Here is a 17,265-nt window from a genome sequence, read left to right on the forward strand (position 1 = left end):
CAAGGCATCGCACGCTCCCAAAGTCAGCAGTGCAATGATCATAAAAGGTGTTACCTATGTCCCTAGCCAAGTGTTTAGGATGTCCCTGTGCTGAACACACTGGTGCCCACGCTGCCTCATCAGCGGAGCAGGCCTGGCACGGATGGGCGACCCAAGCGGCAGGCTCGGCATTTCCGCAACGCCGACGCCGTCACGGCGTGGGCACGGATGCCCACCCTGCCCCTGCTGCATCGGCATGGCGCTTAATTGCAATGCTTCGGCGCGCCCGGATACAGCCCGTTGTTATACACGTCCAGCGTCCCCGCCCAGGTCTTCTGCAAGGCGCACTGCCCCGGGCCGCAAGTGGCGGGTACGGTGCCGCTGCGGAACCAGGTGGCGGCGGCGTCGATGGTCGACTGCACGCCGGACGGCGCCGAGGCGCCGGCGGAGCGGTTCAGGACGGCGGCAATGTACTGGTGCGCCAGGATCAGGTAAGCACTGCCGCGCGGCGGCGTATCGAGGACCTGCTGCCACGTCAGGCCGGACGCGAAGAACCAGGCCTTCCGGCTGTAGGGCGCCGGCCAGACCACGTTCGGCTTGTTGCCCCAGTAGCCCTGGGTGCGCACGCAGCCTTTCGGTGCGCAGCCGCACACGGTTTCGGGTGTGACCATCGCGCTCTGCACGGCGAACGGGCCGCCGAGCGGGCTGCCGGATTGCTCATACACTTGCACGCTCGAGACGCTGCGCAGCACCCCCAGCGCGAGCGGCGCCGCCTCCAGCACATAGGGCAGCACCAGGGTTTCCCCGGCGCGGGTGGCGATGGTGGCGGGCTGCGCCGGCAAGGCGTTGCTGAATCCCGCGCGGGTGGTCTGGTTCTGAACCTGGTTGTTGACGGCGGCCTTGCCGTCGCCTGCTCCGAGCACCGTCACCACGCCCGAATAGCGCCACTGGCCGTTGGCTTCATTGATGCAGACGTCGAGGGTCGAGCTTGCGGTCGGCGCCGCGCGTGCGGCTTCCTGGGTCGGCGCCGCGGAGGCAAACACGCCGAGCGCGAGACCGAGGGCGAGTGCAGCCCGCGCCGGTGCATGGGTAATGGCAAGGGCATGGGCAAGCAAGGTGCTGGGCTTCATGGAGATCTCCTTTGGTAAGCGGACGCGACAGTCATCCAGCTCCATGATGTCGCCCGGCCGGCGCCCGGGCTTGCGCGGCCTCAGCAACGCAAGTCGTTGAATTTAAAGGAAGAAAAGTTGAAAATAAAAAAATCGCCTCGAGCGAGGCGCTTTTCTGGAACGAGCTTCCTGCGGCTAATTCAAGCGATCAGCCCACCCACTTGCGCGCGTTGCGGAACATGCGCATCCACGGCGCGTCTTCGCCCCAACTGTCCGGCGCCCACGAATGGACCACGGTGCGGAACACGCGCTCGGCGTGCGGCATCATGGCCGTGAAGCGGCCGTCCGGCGTCGTCACCGCGGTCAGGCCGCCCGGCGAGCCGTTCGGGTTGAACGGATACTGTTCGGTGGCCAGGCCCCGGTTGTCGACGTAGCGCAGCGACTGCACGACTTCCTGGATGTTGCCGGTCAGCGAGAAGTCGGCAAAGCCTTCGCCGTGGGCAATGGCGATCGGCGCCTGGGTGCCGGCCATGCCCTCGAAGAAGATCGACGGCGAATCGAGCACCTCGACCATGCCGAAGCGCGCCTCGAACTGCTCCGACTTGTTGCGGGTGAACTTGGGCCAGGCGTGGGCGCCCGGGATGATGGACTTCAGGTTCGACAGCATCTGGCAGCCGTTGCACACGCCCAGGCCAAAGGTGTCCTGGCGCGCGAAGAAGGCCGCGAACTGGTCGGACAGCGCATTGTTGAACAGGATGGTCTTGGCCCAGCCCTCGCCTGCGCCCAGCACGTCGCCGTAGGAGAAGCCGCCCACCGCGATCACGCCGTGGAAGTCCGCCAGCGTGGCGCGGCCCGCGATCAGGTCGCTCATGTGGACGTCGACCGCCGCGAAGCCGGCCTGGTGCATCGTCCAAGCGGTTTCGATGTGCGAGTTGACGCCCTGCTCGCGCAGGATCGCCACGCGCGGACGCACGCCGGTCGCAACAAACGGCGCGGCCACGTCCAGGCAGGGGTCGAAGCTCAGCTTCGGCGACATGCCAGGGTCGCTTTCGTCCAGCAGGCGCTCGTATTCCTGGTCCGCGCAGTCGGGATTGTCGCGCAGGCGCGCGATGCGCCAGCTCGTTTCCGACCACAGGCGGTGCAGGCTGCTGCGTTTCTGGTTGTAGATGACCTTGGCGTCGCGCGTGAATTCGATGACGCCACGGTCATTCACCTTGCCGATGATGTGGCTGCAGGCGCCCAGGCCCAGTTCGCGCAGCACGTTCATCACCGGCGTCTTGTCGTCCATGCGGACCTGCACCACCGCGCCCAGCTCTTCCGAGAACAGCGCGCGCAGGGTCATTTCGTTGCGGCGCTCGCCGACCTGGGTCGCCCAGTTCTTGGCATCGCCCCAGTCCGACGCATGCTCGCCTTCCATGGTGAGGATGTCGAGGTTGACCGACACCCCGGCGCGGCCGGCAAAGGCCATCTCGCACAGGGTGGCGAACAGGCCGCCGTCGGAGCGGTCGTGGTAGGCCAGCAGCTTGCCTTCGCTGTTGAGGCGCTGGATGGCGGCGAAGAAGGCTTTCAGGTCCTCGGCCGAATCGACGTCCGGCACGGAGTCGCCCAGCTGCTGGGTCACCTGGGCCAGGCTTGACGCGCCGAGGCGGTTCTTGCCGCGGCCGAGGTCGATCAGCACGAGTGCAGTTTCGCCCAGGTCCGTGCGCAGCTGCGGCGTGAGCGAACGGCGCACGTCCGGCACCGGCGCGAAGCTCGAGACGATCAGCGACACGGGCGAGATCACCGACTTGTCCTGGCCTTCGTCGTTCCATGTCGTGCGCATCGACAGCGAGTCCTTGCCGACCGGAATGCTGATGCCCAGCGCCGGGCACAGTTCCATGCCGACCGCCTTGACGGTGTCGAACAGGGCCGCGTCCTGGCCCGGCTGGCCGCAGGCCGCCATCCAGTTGGCCGACAGTTTGATGTCCTCGATCGAGGCGATCGGGGCGCAAGCGATGTTGGTGATCGCCTCGCCGACGGCCATGCGGCCGGAGGCGGCGGCGTCGATCACGGCCAGCGGGGTGCGCTCGCCCATCGCCATCGCTTCGCCGGCGTAGCCTTCATGACTCATCGCGGTCACGGCGCAGTCGGCCACCGGCACCTGCCACGGGCCGACCATCTGGTCGCGCACGGTCATGGCGCCGACGCTGCGGTCGCCGATGGTGATCAGGAAGGATTTGTCGGCGACGGTCGGCAGCAGCAGCACGCGGCGCGCGGCTTCCTCGAGCTCGATGCCGGTCAGGTCGATCGCCGGCAGCGTGCGCTCGACGTGCTCGACTTCGCGCAGCATCTTCGGCGGTTTGCCGAGCAGTACGTCCATTGGCATGTCGACCGGATTGTTCCCCGCCTCGGGATCGATCACGCGCAACTGGCGCTCTTCGGTGGCAACGCCGACCACGGCGAACGGGCTGCGCTCGCGCTCGCACAGCGATGCAAACAAAGGAAGGCTTTCTGGCGAAATTGCCAACACATATCGCTCTTGCGACTCGTTAGACCAAATTTCCTTCGGCGCCATGCCACTCTCTTCGAGCTGGATCTTGCGCAGGTCAAAGGTCGCGCCGCGCTTGGCGTCGTTCACGATTTCCGGGAAGGCGTTCGACAGGCCGCCGGCGCCGACGTCGTGGATCGAGATGATCGGGTTATCCGCGCCCAGCTGCCAGCAGCCGTTGATGACTTCCTGGGCCCGGCGTTCCATCTCCGGGTTGCCTCGCTGTACCGAATCGAAGTCCAGGTCCGCGGTATTCGTGCCGGTCGCCATCGAGGAGGCGGCCGAGCCGCCCATGCCGATGCGCATGCCGGGGCCGCCGAGCTGGATCAGCAGGCTGCCGGCCGGGATGTCGTTCTTGTGGGTGTGCTGGTCGGCGATGTTGCCGATGCCGCCCGCGATCATGATCGGCTTGTGGTAGCCGTAGACGCCGCCGGCGGCCTGGGCGTTCTGCTCGTAGGTGCGGAAATAGCCGCCGAGTACAGGGCGGCCGAACTCGTTGCTGAAGGCGGCGCCGCCGAGCGGGCCGTCGATCATGATTTGCAGCGGCGAGGCGATGCGTTCGGGCTTGCCGTAGACCGGTGCCTCACCCTTTTCGCCGGAAGCCGTCACGTCGGCCGCGTTCTCCCACGGACGCTGGGCGTCCGGCAGCAGCAGGTTCGAGACGGTAAAACCGGTCAGGCCGGCCTTCGGCTTGGCGCCGCGGCCGGTCGCGCCTTCGTCGCGGATCTCGCCGCCGGCGCCGGTCGAGGCGCCCGGGAAGGGAGAGATCGCGGTCGGGTGGTTGTGGGTCTCGACCTTCATCAGGGTATGGGTCAGCTCGCTGGCCGGCGCATATTCCTGCCCTGCCCCGCGCGGGAAGAAGCGGGTAACCGTGGTGCCTTCCATGATCGACGAGTTGTCGCTGTAGGCCACGATCGTGCCCTTCGGCTGCAACTGGTGCGTGTTCTTGATCATCTGGAACAGCGACTTGTCCTGCTTGACGCCGTCGATGATCCAGTCGGCGTTGAAGATCTTGTGGCGGCAGTGTTCGCTGTTGGCCTGGGCGAACATCATCAGCTCGACGTCGGTCGGGTTGCGCTCGGCCCTGGTGAAGGCATCGAACAGGTAGTCGATCTCGTCGATCGACATGGCCAGGCCGAGTTCCGTGTTGGCGCGCACCAGGGCATCCCGACCTGAACCCGGGCCGAGGACGTCGATCGATTCGAGCGGCTTACCCTCGAGTTCGTTGAACAGCCGGGACGCGTCGTCGGCGCTGCGCAGCACGGTTTCCGTCATGCGGTCGTGCAGCAGGTTCGAGACTGCCGCGATTTCCTCGGCGGTCAGCTTCTTCGGCGCCCCGATGCTGCTGCCGAGGATGCCGCTCTTGAGGACCACCGTGTAGGCCACGCCGCGCTCGATGCGGTGCACCTGCTGCATGCCGCAGTTGTGCGCGATGTCGGTCGCTTTCGAGGCCCAGGGCGAGATCGTGCCCAGGCGCGGGATCACGAAGAACTCCTCGGTCACGCCCTCGTACAGGGTTTCCGGGACCGGCTCGCCGTAGGTCAACATCGCCGCAAGGCGCTGCGTGTCGTCGGTGGACAGGGGCGCGCTCGCATCGATGAAATGGTAGAAGCGGGCCTGCACCTGGGCGATCGCGGGTGCGGCAGCTTGCAGTTGGCTCAGGAGGCGTTGGCTACGAAATACAGACAGGGCGTTGGAACCCGGCAGAATCAACATGGCTGGAAGTCGGTTGATGCAGCGTGGCTGCGGGTGGAAGATAGCCCGCTATTATACAGGGTCGACAACATTGCCCCTAGCGCGGGCGCCGCTTTCCTCCTATGGCAGCTCGTATAGCCGGCAATCCCGCCCTGCCGTGCGCCCGCGCGACGAACTCCGGCCCCGATCGCTGCTGCCAGTTGCCGGGCGCGGCGCTTCTCGGTATTGTTGCGTTTGGAGACCGCCGTGCCTCATGACAGGAGCGGCGCAGACGAAAGAGACAATGCACGAGAACAGTAAGCTGTCGGTCCTGATCATCGATCCCAACCCGGGCATGCGCAGCAACCTGCAGAACATGCTCAACCTGGCCGGCATCAGCAAGATCGAGTACGCCGTGAACGCCGGCACCGCCATCCGCCAGCTGGCGCGGCGCAGCTACGACATCGTCCTCTGCGAATACGATCTCGGCAACACCGGCAGCGGCAGCGCCGGCGACGGCCAGGACGGCCAGCAACTGCTGGAAGACTTGCGCCACCACCGCCTGCTCAGTCCCTGGGCGATCTTCATCATGCTGACCTCGGAAGCCGTCTACGGCAAGGTGATCGGCGCGGCCGAGCTGGCGCCGACCGACTACGTGCTCAAGCCCTTCACCAGCGAGACCCTGAACGCCCGCATCGCGCGCGCGGTCGAGCGCCGTGCCGTGTTCCTGCCGGCTTACCAGCTGGTCGCCCAGGGCAAGACCCGGGAGGCGATCCACGCGGCGGCCGCCGCCGAGCTCGCCCACCCGCGCCATGCGCTCGACTTCGCCCGCCTGCGCGCCGAACTGCACGCCAGCCTGGGCGAACATCCCGATGCCGAACAGGTCTACCGCAAGGTGCTCGGCTACAAGCCGCTTGGCTGGGCCGGCCTCGGGCTGGCGCGCGCCGAGTTCGCGCAGGGCCGCGTCGACCAGGCGCGCGAGACGCTGCAGGAGCTGGTCGCCGCCAACCCGCGCCTGATGGCCGCCTACGACCTGCTGGCGCGCTGCCACGAGGCCGCCGGCCGCCATGCGCAGGCCCAGAAGATCCTCGAGGAAGCCGTGTCGATCTCGCCGCACCTGGTGCGGCGCCTGCGCAAACTCGGCGAGGTCGCGCTCGAGGCGGGCGACGCGCAGGCGGCGGAAAAATCGTTCAAGCAGGTGGTCGCCAAGGCGCGCTATTCGGAATTTCGCGATCCGGAAGACCATGTGCGGCTGGTCCAGGCCCTGGTCAAGCGCGGCGACATGCTGGGCGCCAGCGGCGTCGTGCGCGACCTCGAGCGCTCGATGCGCGCCAGCCCAGAGCTCGACGCCTGCATCGGCGTCGCCAACGCCGCCCTGCACGGCGCCGCCGGCAACCGCGAGGCCGCCGCCGCCGGGCTGCGAAACGCTGCAGCGGCCGTGCGCGGCGCCGGCGCGCTCTCGACCCGGCTCAAGGTCGGCCTGGTGCGCTCCTGCCTCGAACACCGCCTCGACGGGCCGGCCCAGGAAGTGATGCTGGCGGTGGTCAACGACAGTGCCAGCGGCGTCAGCTCGCAGGACGCGCTGCGCCTGTTCGGCGAGGCCGGCCGGCGCGACCTGGCCGAGGGCATGAGCGAGCAGCTCAAGGCCCAGGCCCAGGTCCTGCTCGGCGTGGCCGACGAGAAGCGCAACATGGGCGACGTGCGCGGCGCGGTGCAAACCCTGCTCGAAGCCCTGCACATGGCGCCGCAGAACCTGCAGGTGACGATCGCGGTGGCCGGCGGCGTGTTGCGCCAGATGAGCGAGCTGGGCTGGGATCACCCGCTGGGCGAGCTGTGCCTGGCGCAGCTCGAGAAGATCCGCGCCGTCGACGCCCAGCATCCGCGCCTGGGGCCCTTGATGGACGAGTACGCGGCGCTGCGCAGGAAGTACGGCATTTCCACGTAGGGTGGGCTCCGCCCACCGCTGCCGCGTATGATCAGCCGTTACGCGTGGACACAGGTGTCCACCCTACGTCGAGACCGTCCCGTACCCTCCCCCGCCCGGCGTTTCGATGACAAACACATCCCCGGCTCCCATCTCGACCTTGCCGATATGCCCGACGGGCTCGATCCGCCCGTCCGCGCGCACCACGGTGTTGACGCCGCGTTCGCCCGGCGCGCCGCCGGCCATGCCGAAGGGCGCATGGATCCGGTTGTTCGACAGGATCGCCGCCGTCATCGGCTCGAGGAAACGGAGCTTCCTGACCCCGCCGTTGCCGCCGTGCCAGCGCCCCGCGCCGCCGGAACCGGGACGGATCGCGTAGCTTTCCAGGCGTACCGGGAAGCGGAACTCGAGGATTTCCGGGTCGGTCAGGCGCGAATTGGTCATGTTGGTCTGGACCACGTCGGTGCCGTCGAAGCCCTCGCCCGCGCCGCTGCCGCCGGAAATTGTTTCGTAGTACTGGTATTGTGCGTTGCCGAACGTGAAATTGTTCATCGTGCCCTGGGACGCCGCCATCACGCCCAGTGCCCCGTACAGGGCGTTGGTGATGCAGGTCGAGGTTTCGACATTGCCCGACACCACCGAGGCCGGGTAATGCGGATTGAGCATCGAGCCGGGCGGGATGATGACTTCCAGCGGTTTCAGGCAGCCCCCGTTGAGCGGGATCTCGTCGTCGACCAGGGTGCGGAACACGTACAGCACCGCCGCCATGCAGACGGCGGACGGCGCATTGAAATTGTTGTCGAGCTGGGACGATGTGCCGCTGAAGTCGATCTGCGCGCTGCGCGCGGCGCGGTCGACGCGCACGGCGACGGCGATCTTCGCGCCGTTGTCGAGGTCGACCGTGAACGCGCCATCCTGCAAGGCGCCGATCACGCGCCGCACCGCCTCCTCGGCATTGTCCTGCACGTGGCCCATGTAGGCGCGCACCACGTCCAGGCCGAAGTGGGCGACCATGCGCCGCAGCTCCTCGACACCCTTCTGGTTGGCTGCCACCTGGGCGCGCAGGTCGGCCAGGTTCTGGTCGGGGTTGCGCGCCGGGTAGCGTGCGCCGGTGAGCAGCGCGCGTGTTTCCTCTTCGCGCAGCACGCCGTCGGCGCCGTCGACCAGCTTGAAATTGTCGATCAGGACGCCCTCCTGCTCGATGTGGCAGGAGTCCGGCGGCATCGAGCCGGGCGTGGTGCCGCCGATGTCGGCATGGTGGCCGCGCGAGCCGACGTAGAACAAGATGTGCTCGCCGGCCTCGTCGAACACCGGCGAGATCACCGTGACATCGGGCAGGTGGGTGCCGCCGTTGTAGGGGTCGTTCAGCGCATACACGTCGCCGGCGCGCATGCGCCCGGCGTTCTCGCGCATCACTGTCTTGATGCTCTCGCCCATCGAGCCCAGGTGCACCGGCATGTGCGGCGCATTCGCCACCAGGTTGCCGTCGGCATCGAAGATGGCGCAGCTGAAGTCGAGCCGCTCCTTGATGTTGACCGAGTGCGCCGTGTTCTGCAGGCGCAGGCCCATCTGCTCGGCGATCGACATGAACAGGTTGTTGAAGATCTCCAGCATGACCGGATCGGCCGCGGTCCCGATCGCGCGCCGCTCGGGCAGCGCCTCGACCCGGGTCAGCACCAGGTGGTTGTAGAGCGTGACCTCGGCGCGCCAGCCCGGCTCGACCACGGTCGTCGCGTTGTTCTCGGCGACGATCGCCGGCCCCGGGATCAGGTCCCCCGGCCGGATGTCCTCGCGCCGGTAGACGGCGGTGTCGCGCCACTGGCCGCCGGCGAACATGCGCACCGTGTCGAAGGCCGCGGGCGCGCCGGCCCCGGGACGCCGGACTGCGGCAGCCGGCCGTTCGGGCGGCGCTTCCGAGCGGCCGAGGGCTTCCACCGAGACCGCCTCGACCACCAGCGCGCGCGCCGGCATCAGGAAGGAGAAGCGGCGTTTATAGGCCTGCTCGAAGGCCAGGCGCATGGCCGGCGCTTCGTCGAAGTCGACCACCAGGGCCGAATCGGTGCCCTCGTAGCGCAGGTGCACGCGGCGCACGACGTCGATGCGCTCGACGCCCACGCCCTGGGCCAGCAGCTCGCCCCTGGCCGCATCGGCCAGCGCATCGAGCCGCCTGGCCAGCGCCGTGCCCATGATCGTGTCGAGCTTTTCCTCGACCGCCTGCTCGCGCATGGCGCTCTGGTCGGCCAGGCCCATGCCATAGGCCGACAGCACGCCGGCCAGGCTGTGGATGAAGACCGTCTTCATCCCGAGCGCGTCGGCCACCAGGCAGGCGTGCTGGCCGCCGGCACCGCCGAAGCTGGTGAGCGCGTATTCGGTCACGTCGTGACCGCGCTGCACCGAGATCTGCTTGATTGCATTGGCCATGTTGCCGACCGCGATCTGGATGAAACCTTCGGCCACCTCTTCCTTGCTGCGCAGGTCGCCGGTGGCGTCCGCGATCTCGCGCGCCAGTTGCGCAAAGCGCGCACGCACCGCGCCGGCGTCGAGCGCCTCGTCGCCGCCGGGCCCGAACAGGCGCGGGAAATACGCGCCCTGGATCTTGCCGAGCATGACGTTGCAGTCGGTGACCGTCAGCGGGCCGCCGCGCCGGTAGCAGGCCGGGCCGGGATTGGCGCCGGCGCTGTCCGGGCCGACGCGGTAGCGGCTGCCGTCGAAATGCAGGACCGAGCCGCCGCCGGCCGCCACCGTGTGGATGCTCATCATCGGCGCGCGCATGCGCACGCCCGCGACCTGGGTTTCGAAGGCCCGTTCATAGTCGGCCAGATGAGCCCCGGCGAAGTGCGAGACGTCGGTCGAGGTGCCGCCCATGTCGAAGCCGATGATGCGCCCGAAGCCGGCCAGGCGGCTCGCGCGCACCATGCCGACGATACCGCCTGCGGGCCCCGACAGGATGCTGTCCTTGCCCTGGAAGGCGCGCGCATCGGTCAGGCCGCCGTTCGACTGCATGAACTGCAGGTTCACGCCCGGCAGGTCGCAGGCCACCTGGTCGACGTAGCGGCGCAGGATAGGCGACAGGTAGGCGTCGACCACGGTGGTGTCGCCGCGCGCGACCAGCTTCATCATCGGGCTGACCTCGTGCGAGCTCGATACCTGGGTGAAGCCGATCTCGCGCGCGATGCGCGCCACCGCCGCTTCGTGGTGCGTGTGGCGGTAGCCGTGCATGAAGACGATGGCGAGCGTGCGCATGCCGGCGTCGAAGGCCGCCTGCAGGCTGCGGCGCGCGCCCTCCTCGTCGAGCGGACGGACGATGTCGCCGTGGGCGCCGATGCGTTCGTCGACCTCGATCACCTCGCCGTAGAGCAGCTCGGGCAGCACGATGTGGCGCTCGAACAGGCGCGGACGGTTCTGGTAGGCGATGCGCAGCGCATCGCGAAAGCCGCGCGTGATGGCCAGCAGGGTGGGCTCGCCCTTGCGCTCGAGCAGCGCGTTGGTCGCCACCGTGGTGCCCATCTTGACCGCTTCGATGGCGCGCACGGGGAGCGGATCGCCGGGCGCGACGCCCAGCAGGTGTCGGATCCCGGCGACGGCGGCATCGCGGTACTGTTCCGGGTTTTCCGACAGCAGCTTGTGGGTGACCAGTTGCCCGCCCGGGGTGCGCGCCACGATGTCGGTGAAGGTGCCGCCGCGATCGATCCAGAACTGCCAGTCCATTGTGTATCCTCTGCCATGTGAAGTCTTGCGCCTATTGTATTCGCCCCGGCGCCGGAAATTGGCGAAAATGCACGTATCTTGAATCTGGAATGGAGTTGGCATGAACAATGGTCTCTACAGCGTGGCGCAAATCCGCGCAATCGAAGCCGCGGCGCGCGAAGCGGCCGGGCCGGGGGGCCTGATGCGCCGTGCCGGGCGCGCGGCGGCCGACCTCGCCCTGGAACTGATCGGTCCGAAGCCGGCGCAGCCGGTGCTGGTGCTGGCCGGGCCGGGCAACAACGGCGGCGATGCGCTGGAACTGGCGGCCTGCCTGGCCGAGGCCAAGGTCGACGTCGTGGTGCTGCACCTGGCCGGGGGCGGCCAGCCGTCGCCGGAGGCGGCGCAGGCCCTGGCCCGCGCGCGCAACAGCGGGGCCAACTTCGCCGACGTGGCGCCCGACCTGCGCGCATGGGTGCTGGTGGTCGACGGCCTGTTCGGCATCGGCCTCGAGCGCCCGCTCGAGGGACGCTACCGCGAGTTCGCGGCAGCGGTCGAGCGCCTGCGCTGCCCGGTGCTGGCGCTCGACGTGCCGAGCGGGCTCGATGCCGACACCGGCGCGGTGGTGGGCAACTCGGGCATTGCCGTGCGCGCCACCCACACGATCACCTTCATCGGCGACAAGCCGGGCCTGCACACGGGCGATGGACGCGATCACGCCGGCATCGTCCGCGTGGCGGCGCTCGGGATCGACGTCGACGCGTGCGAGCGGGCCCGCGCCTGCCTGGCCAGCCCTGCCCTGTTCGCGCCGCTGCTGGCGCCGCGCCGCCAAAATTCGCACAAGGGCCAGTTCGGCGACGTCGCAGTCGTGGGCGGCGCCCACGGCATGCTGGGCGCGGCCCTGCTGGCGGCGCGCGCGGCCCTGCACGCCGGCGCCGGCCGGGTGTTCGCGGTGACGGTCGATCCCGGGCCGCAGGTCGACCTGGTGCAACCGGAGCTGATGCTGCGTACGTCAGGCGACTTCGAGTTCGAGCAGCGCGTGCTGGTGCTGGGGCCCGGGATGGGCGACTCGAGCGAAGCGATGCGCGTGCTGGGCCAGGGCATCGACGGCGCCGGGCCGGTCGTCATCGATGCCGATGGCCTGAACCTGGTGGCGGCCAGCACGGCCCTGCAGGAGCGCGTGGCCAGGCGCCAGGGCGCGACGATCGTGACCCCGCATCCACTGGAGGCGGCGCGCCTGCTCGGCACCTCCGGCGCCGAGGTGCAGGCGGACCGGCTCGGCTCCGCCCGCGAGCTGGCGCGGCGCCTGCAGGCAATCGTCGTCTTGAAAGGCTCGGGCACCGTCGTCGCCCAGCCCGACGGCGAACTGGCGATCAACCCGACCGGCAATCCCGGCCTGGCCAGCGGCGGCAGCGGCGACGTGCTGGCCGGCCTCTGCGGCGCCCTGCTGGCCCAGGGCTGGCCGGCATGGGAAGCGGCCGCGGGCGCCGTGTGGATGCACGGCGCAGCGGCCGACCGCCTGGTCGAGGAAGGAATCGGCCCGATCGGCATGACCGCCGGCGAACTGCCGAAGGCCGTGCGGTCCGTCTTCAACACCCTGGTACGGGAGCGGGCGTAGGGTAGGCGGGTCCCCCGCCTACGCGTTCAAACACCGCCTGCACGTCGCAAGCACAGTCAAGACGTCAAACCAGCTTCCCCGCCGCAATCGTAATCGTGCGCCCACAGCGCGCCGCCATCGCCGGATCATGCGTCACGAGCACCAGCGTCGAGCCGCGCTCGCGGTTCAGTTCGAACATCAGCTGGATGATCGATTCGCCGGTGGCCGCGTCCAGGCTGCCGGTGGGCTCGTCCGCGAACAGCAGCGGCGGTTGCGTCACGAAGGCGCGCGCCAGGGCCACCCGCTGCTGCTCGCCGCCCGACAGGTATTTCGGGTAGTGCTTCAGGCGGCTCGACAGGCCGACCCTCCCTAACATCGCCTCGGCCTTCTCGCGCGCCGCGCCGTCGCCGCGCAATTCGAGCGGCAGCATGACGTTTTCCAGCGCATTCAGGTGGGCCAGCAGCTGGAAGGACTGGAACACGAAGCCCAGCTTGGCCATGCGGAAGGCGGCGCGGCCGTCCTCGTCGAGGGCGAAGATGTCGGTGCCGTCGAGCAGCACCTTGCCGCTGCTGGGCGCGTCGAGGCCGGCGAGCAGGCCAAGCAGGGTCGACTTGCCGGAGCCGGAGGCGCCGACGATGGCGAGCGTCTCGGCCGGTTGCACGGTAAAATCGATGCTGTGCAGGATGGTGAGTTCGCCGCTGGCGTCCGCCACCCGCTTGGACAAACCCGCTACTTGAATCGCGGCCGGCCGGGCCTGTCGATTACACTGCGCAGGAACATCATTTTTCACAGCTTCGGGGTTATCGCGCATGCTTGCTTTTCTCAAAAAATTAACTGTCGCCGCAAGCCTGGTGCTTGCGTCGGCGAGCGCCTATTCTGCACCAAAAACGGTACTCGTGGTGGGTGACAGCCTGTCCGCCGAATATGGCCTGACCCGCGGCGCGGGCTGGGTGGCCCTGCTCGAACAAAAGCTCAAGGCCAACAAGATCGAGGCCAACATCGTCAACGCGAGCATCAGCGGCGAAACGACGAGCGGCGGCCGGGCGCGCCTGCCGGCCCTGCTGAACCAGTACAAGCCGCAGGTGGTCGTGATCGAACTCGGCGCCAACGACGGCCTGCGCGGCCTGCCGGTACCGGCCGCCGAAAGCAACCTGCGCCAGATGATCACGATGTCCCAGGACAAGGGCGCGAAGGTCATGCTGGTCGGCATGCGCATGCCGCCGAACTACGGCCGCGCCTACACGGAAAAATTCTTCGGCATGTTCGGCAAGCTGTCGAAGGAGTACAAGGCGCCGCTGGTGCCCTTCATGCTCGAAGGCGTGGCCGACAAGCCCTCCTTGTTCCAGGCCGACCGCCTGCATCCGAACGCCCAGGCGCATCCGATCATCCTGAATAACATCTGGCCCACCATCTCCAACCTGATCACATCCTGATGAAATACCCTGCCGTACTGAGTTTTGCCGACATCCTGCCCGAGCTGGACAATTTTGATGCCATCATCGACGCCCGCAGCGAGGGCGAGTTCCTGCTCGACCACCTGCCCGGCGCCATCAACTGCCCGGTGCTGAACGACGAGGAGCGGGTGCGCGTGGGCACGCTCTACAAGCAGGTCGGCGGTTTCGAAGCGAAGAAGCTGGGCGCGGCGCTGGCTGCGCGCAACATCGCGCGCCACCTGGAGCAGCAGTTCGCCGACAAGCCGCGCGACTGGAAGCCGCTCGTCTACTGCTGGCGCGGCGGCAACCGCAGCGGCTCGATGGCGCACATCCTGGCCAAGGTCGGCTGGCCCGCGATCCAGCTCGACGGCGGCTACAAGGCCTACCGCGCGCACGTGAGCGCCGCGCTCGCGCATCCGCCGGAGCTGGAGTTCCGCGTCATCTGCGGCACCACCGGCAGCGGCAAGAGCCGCCTGCTCGAAACCCTCGACGCCATCGGCGCCCAGGTGCTCGACCTCGAACGCCTGGCGGCGCACCGCGGCTCGGTGCTGGGCCATTTGCCGGACGAGCCCCAGCCGACCCAGAAGCGCTTCGAATCGCGCATCTGGGACACGCTGCGCCGTTTCGATGCCGGCCGCCCGGTGTTCGTCGAATCCGAGAGCAAGAAGGTCGGCAACCTGCGCGTGCCCGACGCCGTGATGGAGCGCATGCGCGCCTCGCCCTGCGTCGCCCTGGGCCTGTCGCGCCCGAACCGGGTGCGCCTGCTGATGGAAGACTACCGCCACTTCGCCGTCGACCCGCAGGCCCTCAACGGCCAGCTGGAACACCTGGTGCAGCTGCACGGCCGCGCCAAGATCGACGCCTGGCATGCCCTGGCCAACAGCGGCGCGATGCCGGAACTGGTCGACCAGTTGCTGGTGGAGCACTACGACCCGGCCTACCTGCGCTCGATCGACCGCAATTTCGTGCAGTACGGCCAGGCCCGGGTGCTCGAGCTGGACGATATCGGCCAGGACGATTTCGTGAACGCCGCCAGGACGCTACACGCTGCCTGAGGCCTGCGCTCCCGCCAAGGGACGTAGGGTGGACGGCTGCACCAGCGCGTTCGCATCGACGCGGCCGCGACGCCGTCCACGCGTTCAACCAGCAGAAGAACAGCGCAGGATTTCAAGCGCCAGTTGAACGCGTGGGCGGCGTTCGAGCCGCGCGTTCGCCACCGCCAAGGTGGAGCCGACCACCCTACCTCCTCCTGCAAGCGCTGCCGGAAGCTTCCGACATAAAAAAACCCGGCTGCGCGAGCAGCCGGGTTTTTCGTTTCAGGCACCAAGGGCCAGGCGTTTATTCCGCCTTCGCCGGCGCCGCCTTGGCATTGATCTTGACCTTGGCCTTGTCTTTCAGGGCCTCCACATAATTGTAGAGTTCAGCCTGGCCAACCAGGTTCGAGATCTGCTGGGCTTCCTGTGCGCGGCGTGCTTGGTCGAGCTGGGCCGGCTGGAACACCTTGCCGATGCGGTAGACGCCGTAGCCGACGCCAGGCAGTTCCACGCCCACGTAGGCCGGCAGCTTGGTCGCGTCCGCCTTCAGCGCGGCCAGGGCGCCGGCCGGGTGGATGGTCGGCTCCTGGGTGCGCGAGATCACTTTCACTTCACCGAAGCCGCTGGCGTCGCCCGAAGCCTTGGCCGCGGCCAGCTTCGCCTCGCCGGCTTCGCGGGCCAGGCGCATCGCTTCTTCCTGGGTGACGCGCTGGCGGATGGCCGCTTCGACTTCGGCCAGCGGACGCTTGGTGGCCGGCTTGAACTCGGCCACGCGGCCGGCGATGAGCACGGCCGGCGCGACTTCCACGGCTTCCGTGTTGCGCTTGTTCTTGAGCGAGTCGGCGGAGTACAGGGCCGTCAGGAACTTCTCGTTGTTGTACGGCGCATCGCCCAGTGCCGGGTTCGGCTTGCGGGTCAGGCCTTCGGCGGTCTGGATCTTCAGGGCCAGCTTGTCTGCGGCGGGCTTGAGGCTGTCGGCCTGCTCGTAGACGATGTCGTTGAACTGCTCGGCCAACTCCGAATACTTCTTCGACAGCTTGGCTTTCTTCAGTTCGGCGGCGATCTCGTCCTTGGCCGCGGCCAGCGACTTCTGCTGCGCCGGCTTGACCGAGGTGACCTTGATGATGTGGAAGCCGAATTCCGACGGCACGATGCCGCTGATCTCGCCTTCCTTCAGGCCATAGATCGCGTCTTCCAGCGATTTGCCCAGGCCGCCGCGCTCGATCGGGCCGAGGTCGCCGCCGTTGGCTGCCGACGCCGGGTCTTGCGACTGGGCCTTGGCGATGGCCGCGAAGTCGGCCGGGTTCTTGCGCACTTCGGCCAGCACCGCTTCGGCCTTGGCCTTGGCGGCTGCGGCTTCGGCCGGCTTGGCGCCGGCAGGGTTGGTGATCAGGATGTGGCTGGCGGTACGCTTTTCAGGCGTCGTGAAGCGCTTCTCGTTGGCCTTGTAGAACTGCTCGACCTCGGCGTCGCTCACGGTGACCTGGCTTTCCACGGCGGCGCCGTCGAGCACGATGTACTCGGCCTTCACCTGTTCGGGGATCATGAACAGGTTGGCGTTCTTCTCGTAGAAGGCCTTGACCATGTCGTCGGTGACTTTGACTTGCGGCAGGTAGTTCGCGATCGGGAACACCAGTTCCTGCACCTCGCGCTGCTGGTCGTTGATGTTCGAAATGCGCTCGGCCACCGAACGCGGCGCGAAGGCGGTGGCGCCGATCGAGCCGGCCAGCTGCTGGATCGCCATGTCGCGGCGCATGCGGGCGTCGAAGCCTTCCGGGGTCATGCCCTGGGCTGCGAGCGCGGCGCGGTAGGCGTCCATGTCGAAGCTGCCGTCTGGTTTGCGGAAGGCTTCGATGGCGTGGATCGCCTTGTAGATGCTCTGGTCGCTGACGGTCAGCTTGCTGCGTGCGAGCTCGGCGTTGACGGCGCGCTCGGCGACGAGGTTCTCGAGCACTTCGCGCTTCGCCTCGGGCGTGTCGAAGACCTTCTGGTCGAATTGCGGTCCGAGCTGCTGGCGGGCCTGGTCGATCTGGCGGCGCTGGGCCTCTTCCCACTCCTGCTGGGTGATGTTGCGGCCGTCCACCGAGGCCACGCCGACACCGCTGTCGCCGCGATCCTGGTAGCTCTCCACGCCGACCAGCACGAACGAGGGCACAATCAACAGGCCCAGGATGCCGTACATGATGCGTTTGTTATTTCGTACAAAATCAAACATGGTCCACCAATCGCTATTGACGCTTCAATCAAGTTAAAAAAAAAGGCGAACTCGCGTTCGCCTCTTCTCCGTCCAGACGCCTGTTTCAG

Annotated in this window: 9 protein-coding genes; 4 read left to right on the top strand and 5 right to left on the bottom strand. The window is 68.0% G+C overall.

From position 1 onward, the window contains the following. Positions 1-242: 242 nt before the first annotated feature. Together ACFPAH_RS13350 and purL are read right to left on the bottom strand one after the other, a co-directional pair. Positions 243-1,109, bottom strand: coding sequence for a hypothetical protein (locus ACFPAH_RS13350; RefSeq protein ID WP_379746028.1), 867 nt, complete (start codon positions 1,107-1,109; stop codon positions 243-245). Positions 1,110-1,296: 187 nt separating this feature from the next. Continuing rightward, entirely contained in the window at positions 1,297-5,331 is a 4,035-nt protein-coding gene (gene purL / locus ACFPAH_RS13355) for a phosphoribosylformylglycinamidine synthase (RefSeq protein ID WP_379746031.1), read from the bottom strand. Between the two features lie 262 nt (positions 5,332-5,593). On the opposite strand from purL, the gene ACFPAH_RS13360 reads away from it, so the two are divergent. Beyond that, on the top strand, positions 5,594-7,234 hold the full coding sequence (locus ACFPAH_RS13360; RefSeq protein WP_379746034.1) for a tetratricopeptide repeat protein: 1,641 nt from the start codon (positions 5,594-5,596) through the stop codon (positions 7,232-7,234). Between the two features lie 63 nt (positions 7,235-7,297). Here ACFPAH_RS13360 and ACFPAH_RS13365 read toward each other — a convergent pair whose 3' ends face one another. Then, entirely contained in the window at positions 7,298-10,921 is a 3,624-nt protein-coding gene (locus ACFPAH_RS13365; RefSeq protein ID WP_379746037.1) for a hydantoinase B/oxoprolinase family protein, read from the bottom strand. A gap of 100 nt (positions 10,922-11,021) precedes the next feature. Here ACFPAH_RS13365 and ACFPAH_RS13370 point away from each other — a divergent pair, with 100 nt between their 5' ends. Further along, the gene (locus ACFPAH_RS13370; RefSeq protein ID WP_379746040.1) at positions 11,022-12,515 is read left to right on the top strand and encodes an NAD(P)H-hydrate dehydratase; all 1,494 of its coding nucleotides are present in this window, start codon (positions 11,022-11,024) and stop codon (positions 12,513-12,515) included. A gap of 64 nt (positions 12,516-12,579) precedes the next feature. On the opposite strand, the gene ACFPAH_RS13375 is transcribed toward ACFPAH_RS13370, so the two are convergent. Beyond that, positions 12,580-13,305, bottom strand: coding sequence for an ABC transporter ATP-binding protein (locus ACFPAH_RS13375; RefSeq protein ID WP_379746043.1), 726 nt, complete (start codon positions 13,303-13,305; stop codon positions 12,580-12,582). Between ACFPAH_RS13375 and ACFPAH_RS13380 the strand changes: the two genes are divergently transcribed. After that, positions 13,304-13,927 carry an arylesterase gene (locus ACFPAH_RS13380; RefSeq protein ID WP_379746047.1) on the top strand — a complete coding sequence of 208 codons (624 nt, stop codon included), beginning with the start codon at positions 13,304-13,306 and terminating at the stop codon, positions 13,925-13,927. The genes ACFPAH_RS13375 and ACFPAH_RS13380 overlap by 2 nt on opposite strands. Then, on the top strand, positions 13,927-14,982 hold the full coding sequence (gene mnmH / locus ACFPAH_RS13385) for a tRNA 2-selenouridine(34) synthase MnmH (protein WP_379746050.1): 1,056 nt from the start codon (positions 13,927-13,929) through the stop codon (positions 14,980-14,982). Before ACFPAH_RS13380 ends, mnmH begins: the two co-directional genes overlap by 1 nt. 283 nt (positions 14,983-15,265) lie before the next feature. On the opposite strand, the gene ACFPAH_RS13390 is transcribed toward mnmH, so the two are convergent. Further along, on the bottom strand, positions 15,266-17,176 hold the full coding sequence (locus ACFPAH_RS13390; RefSeq protein ID WP_379746053.1) for a SurA N-terminal domain-containing protein: 1,911 nt from the start codon (positions 17,174-17,176) through the stop codon (positions 15,266-15,268). Positions 17,177-17,265: the final 89 nt, after the last annotated feature.

Source organism: Massilia sp. GCM10023247, from assembly GCF_042653325.1.
In the GTDB taxonomy this organism is placed as follows: Bacteria; Pseudomonadota; Gammaproteobacteria; order Burkholderiales; family Burkholderiaceae_D; genus Telluria.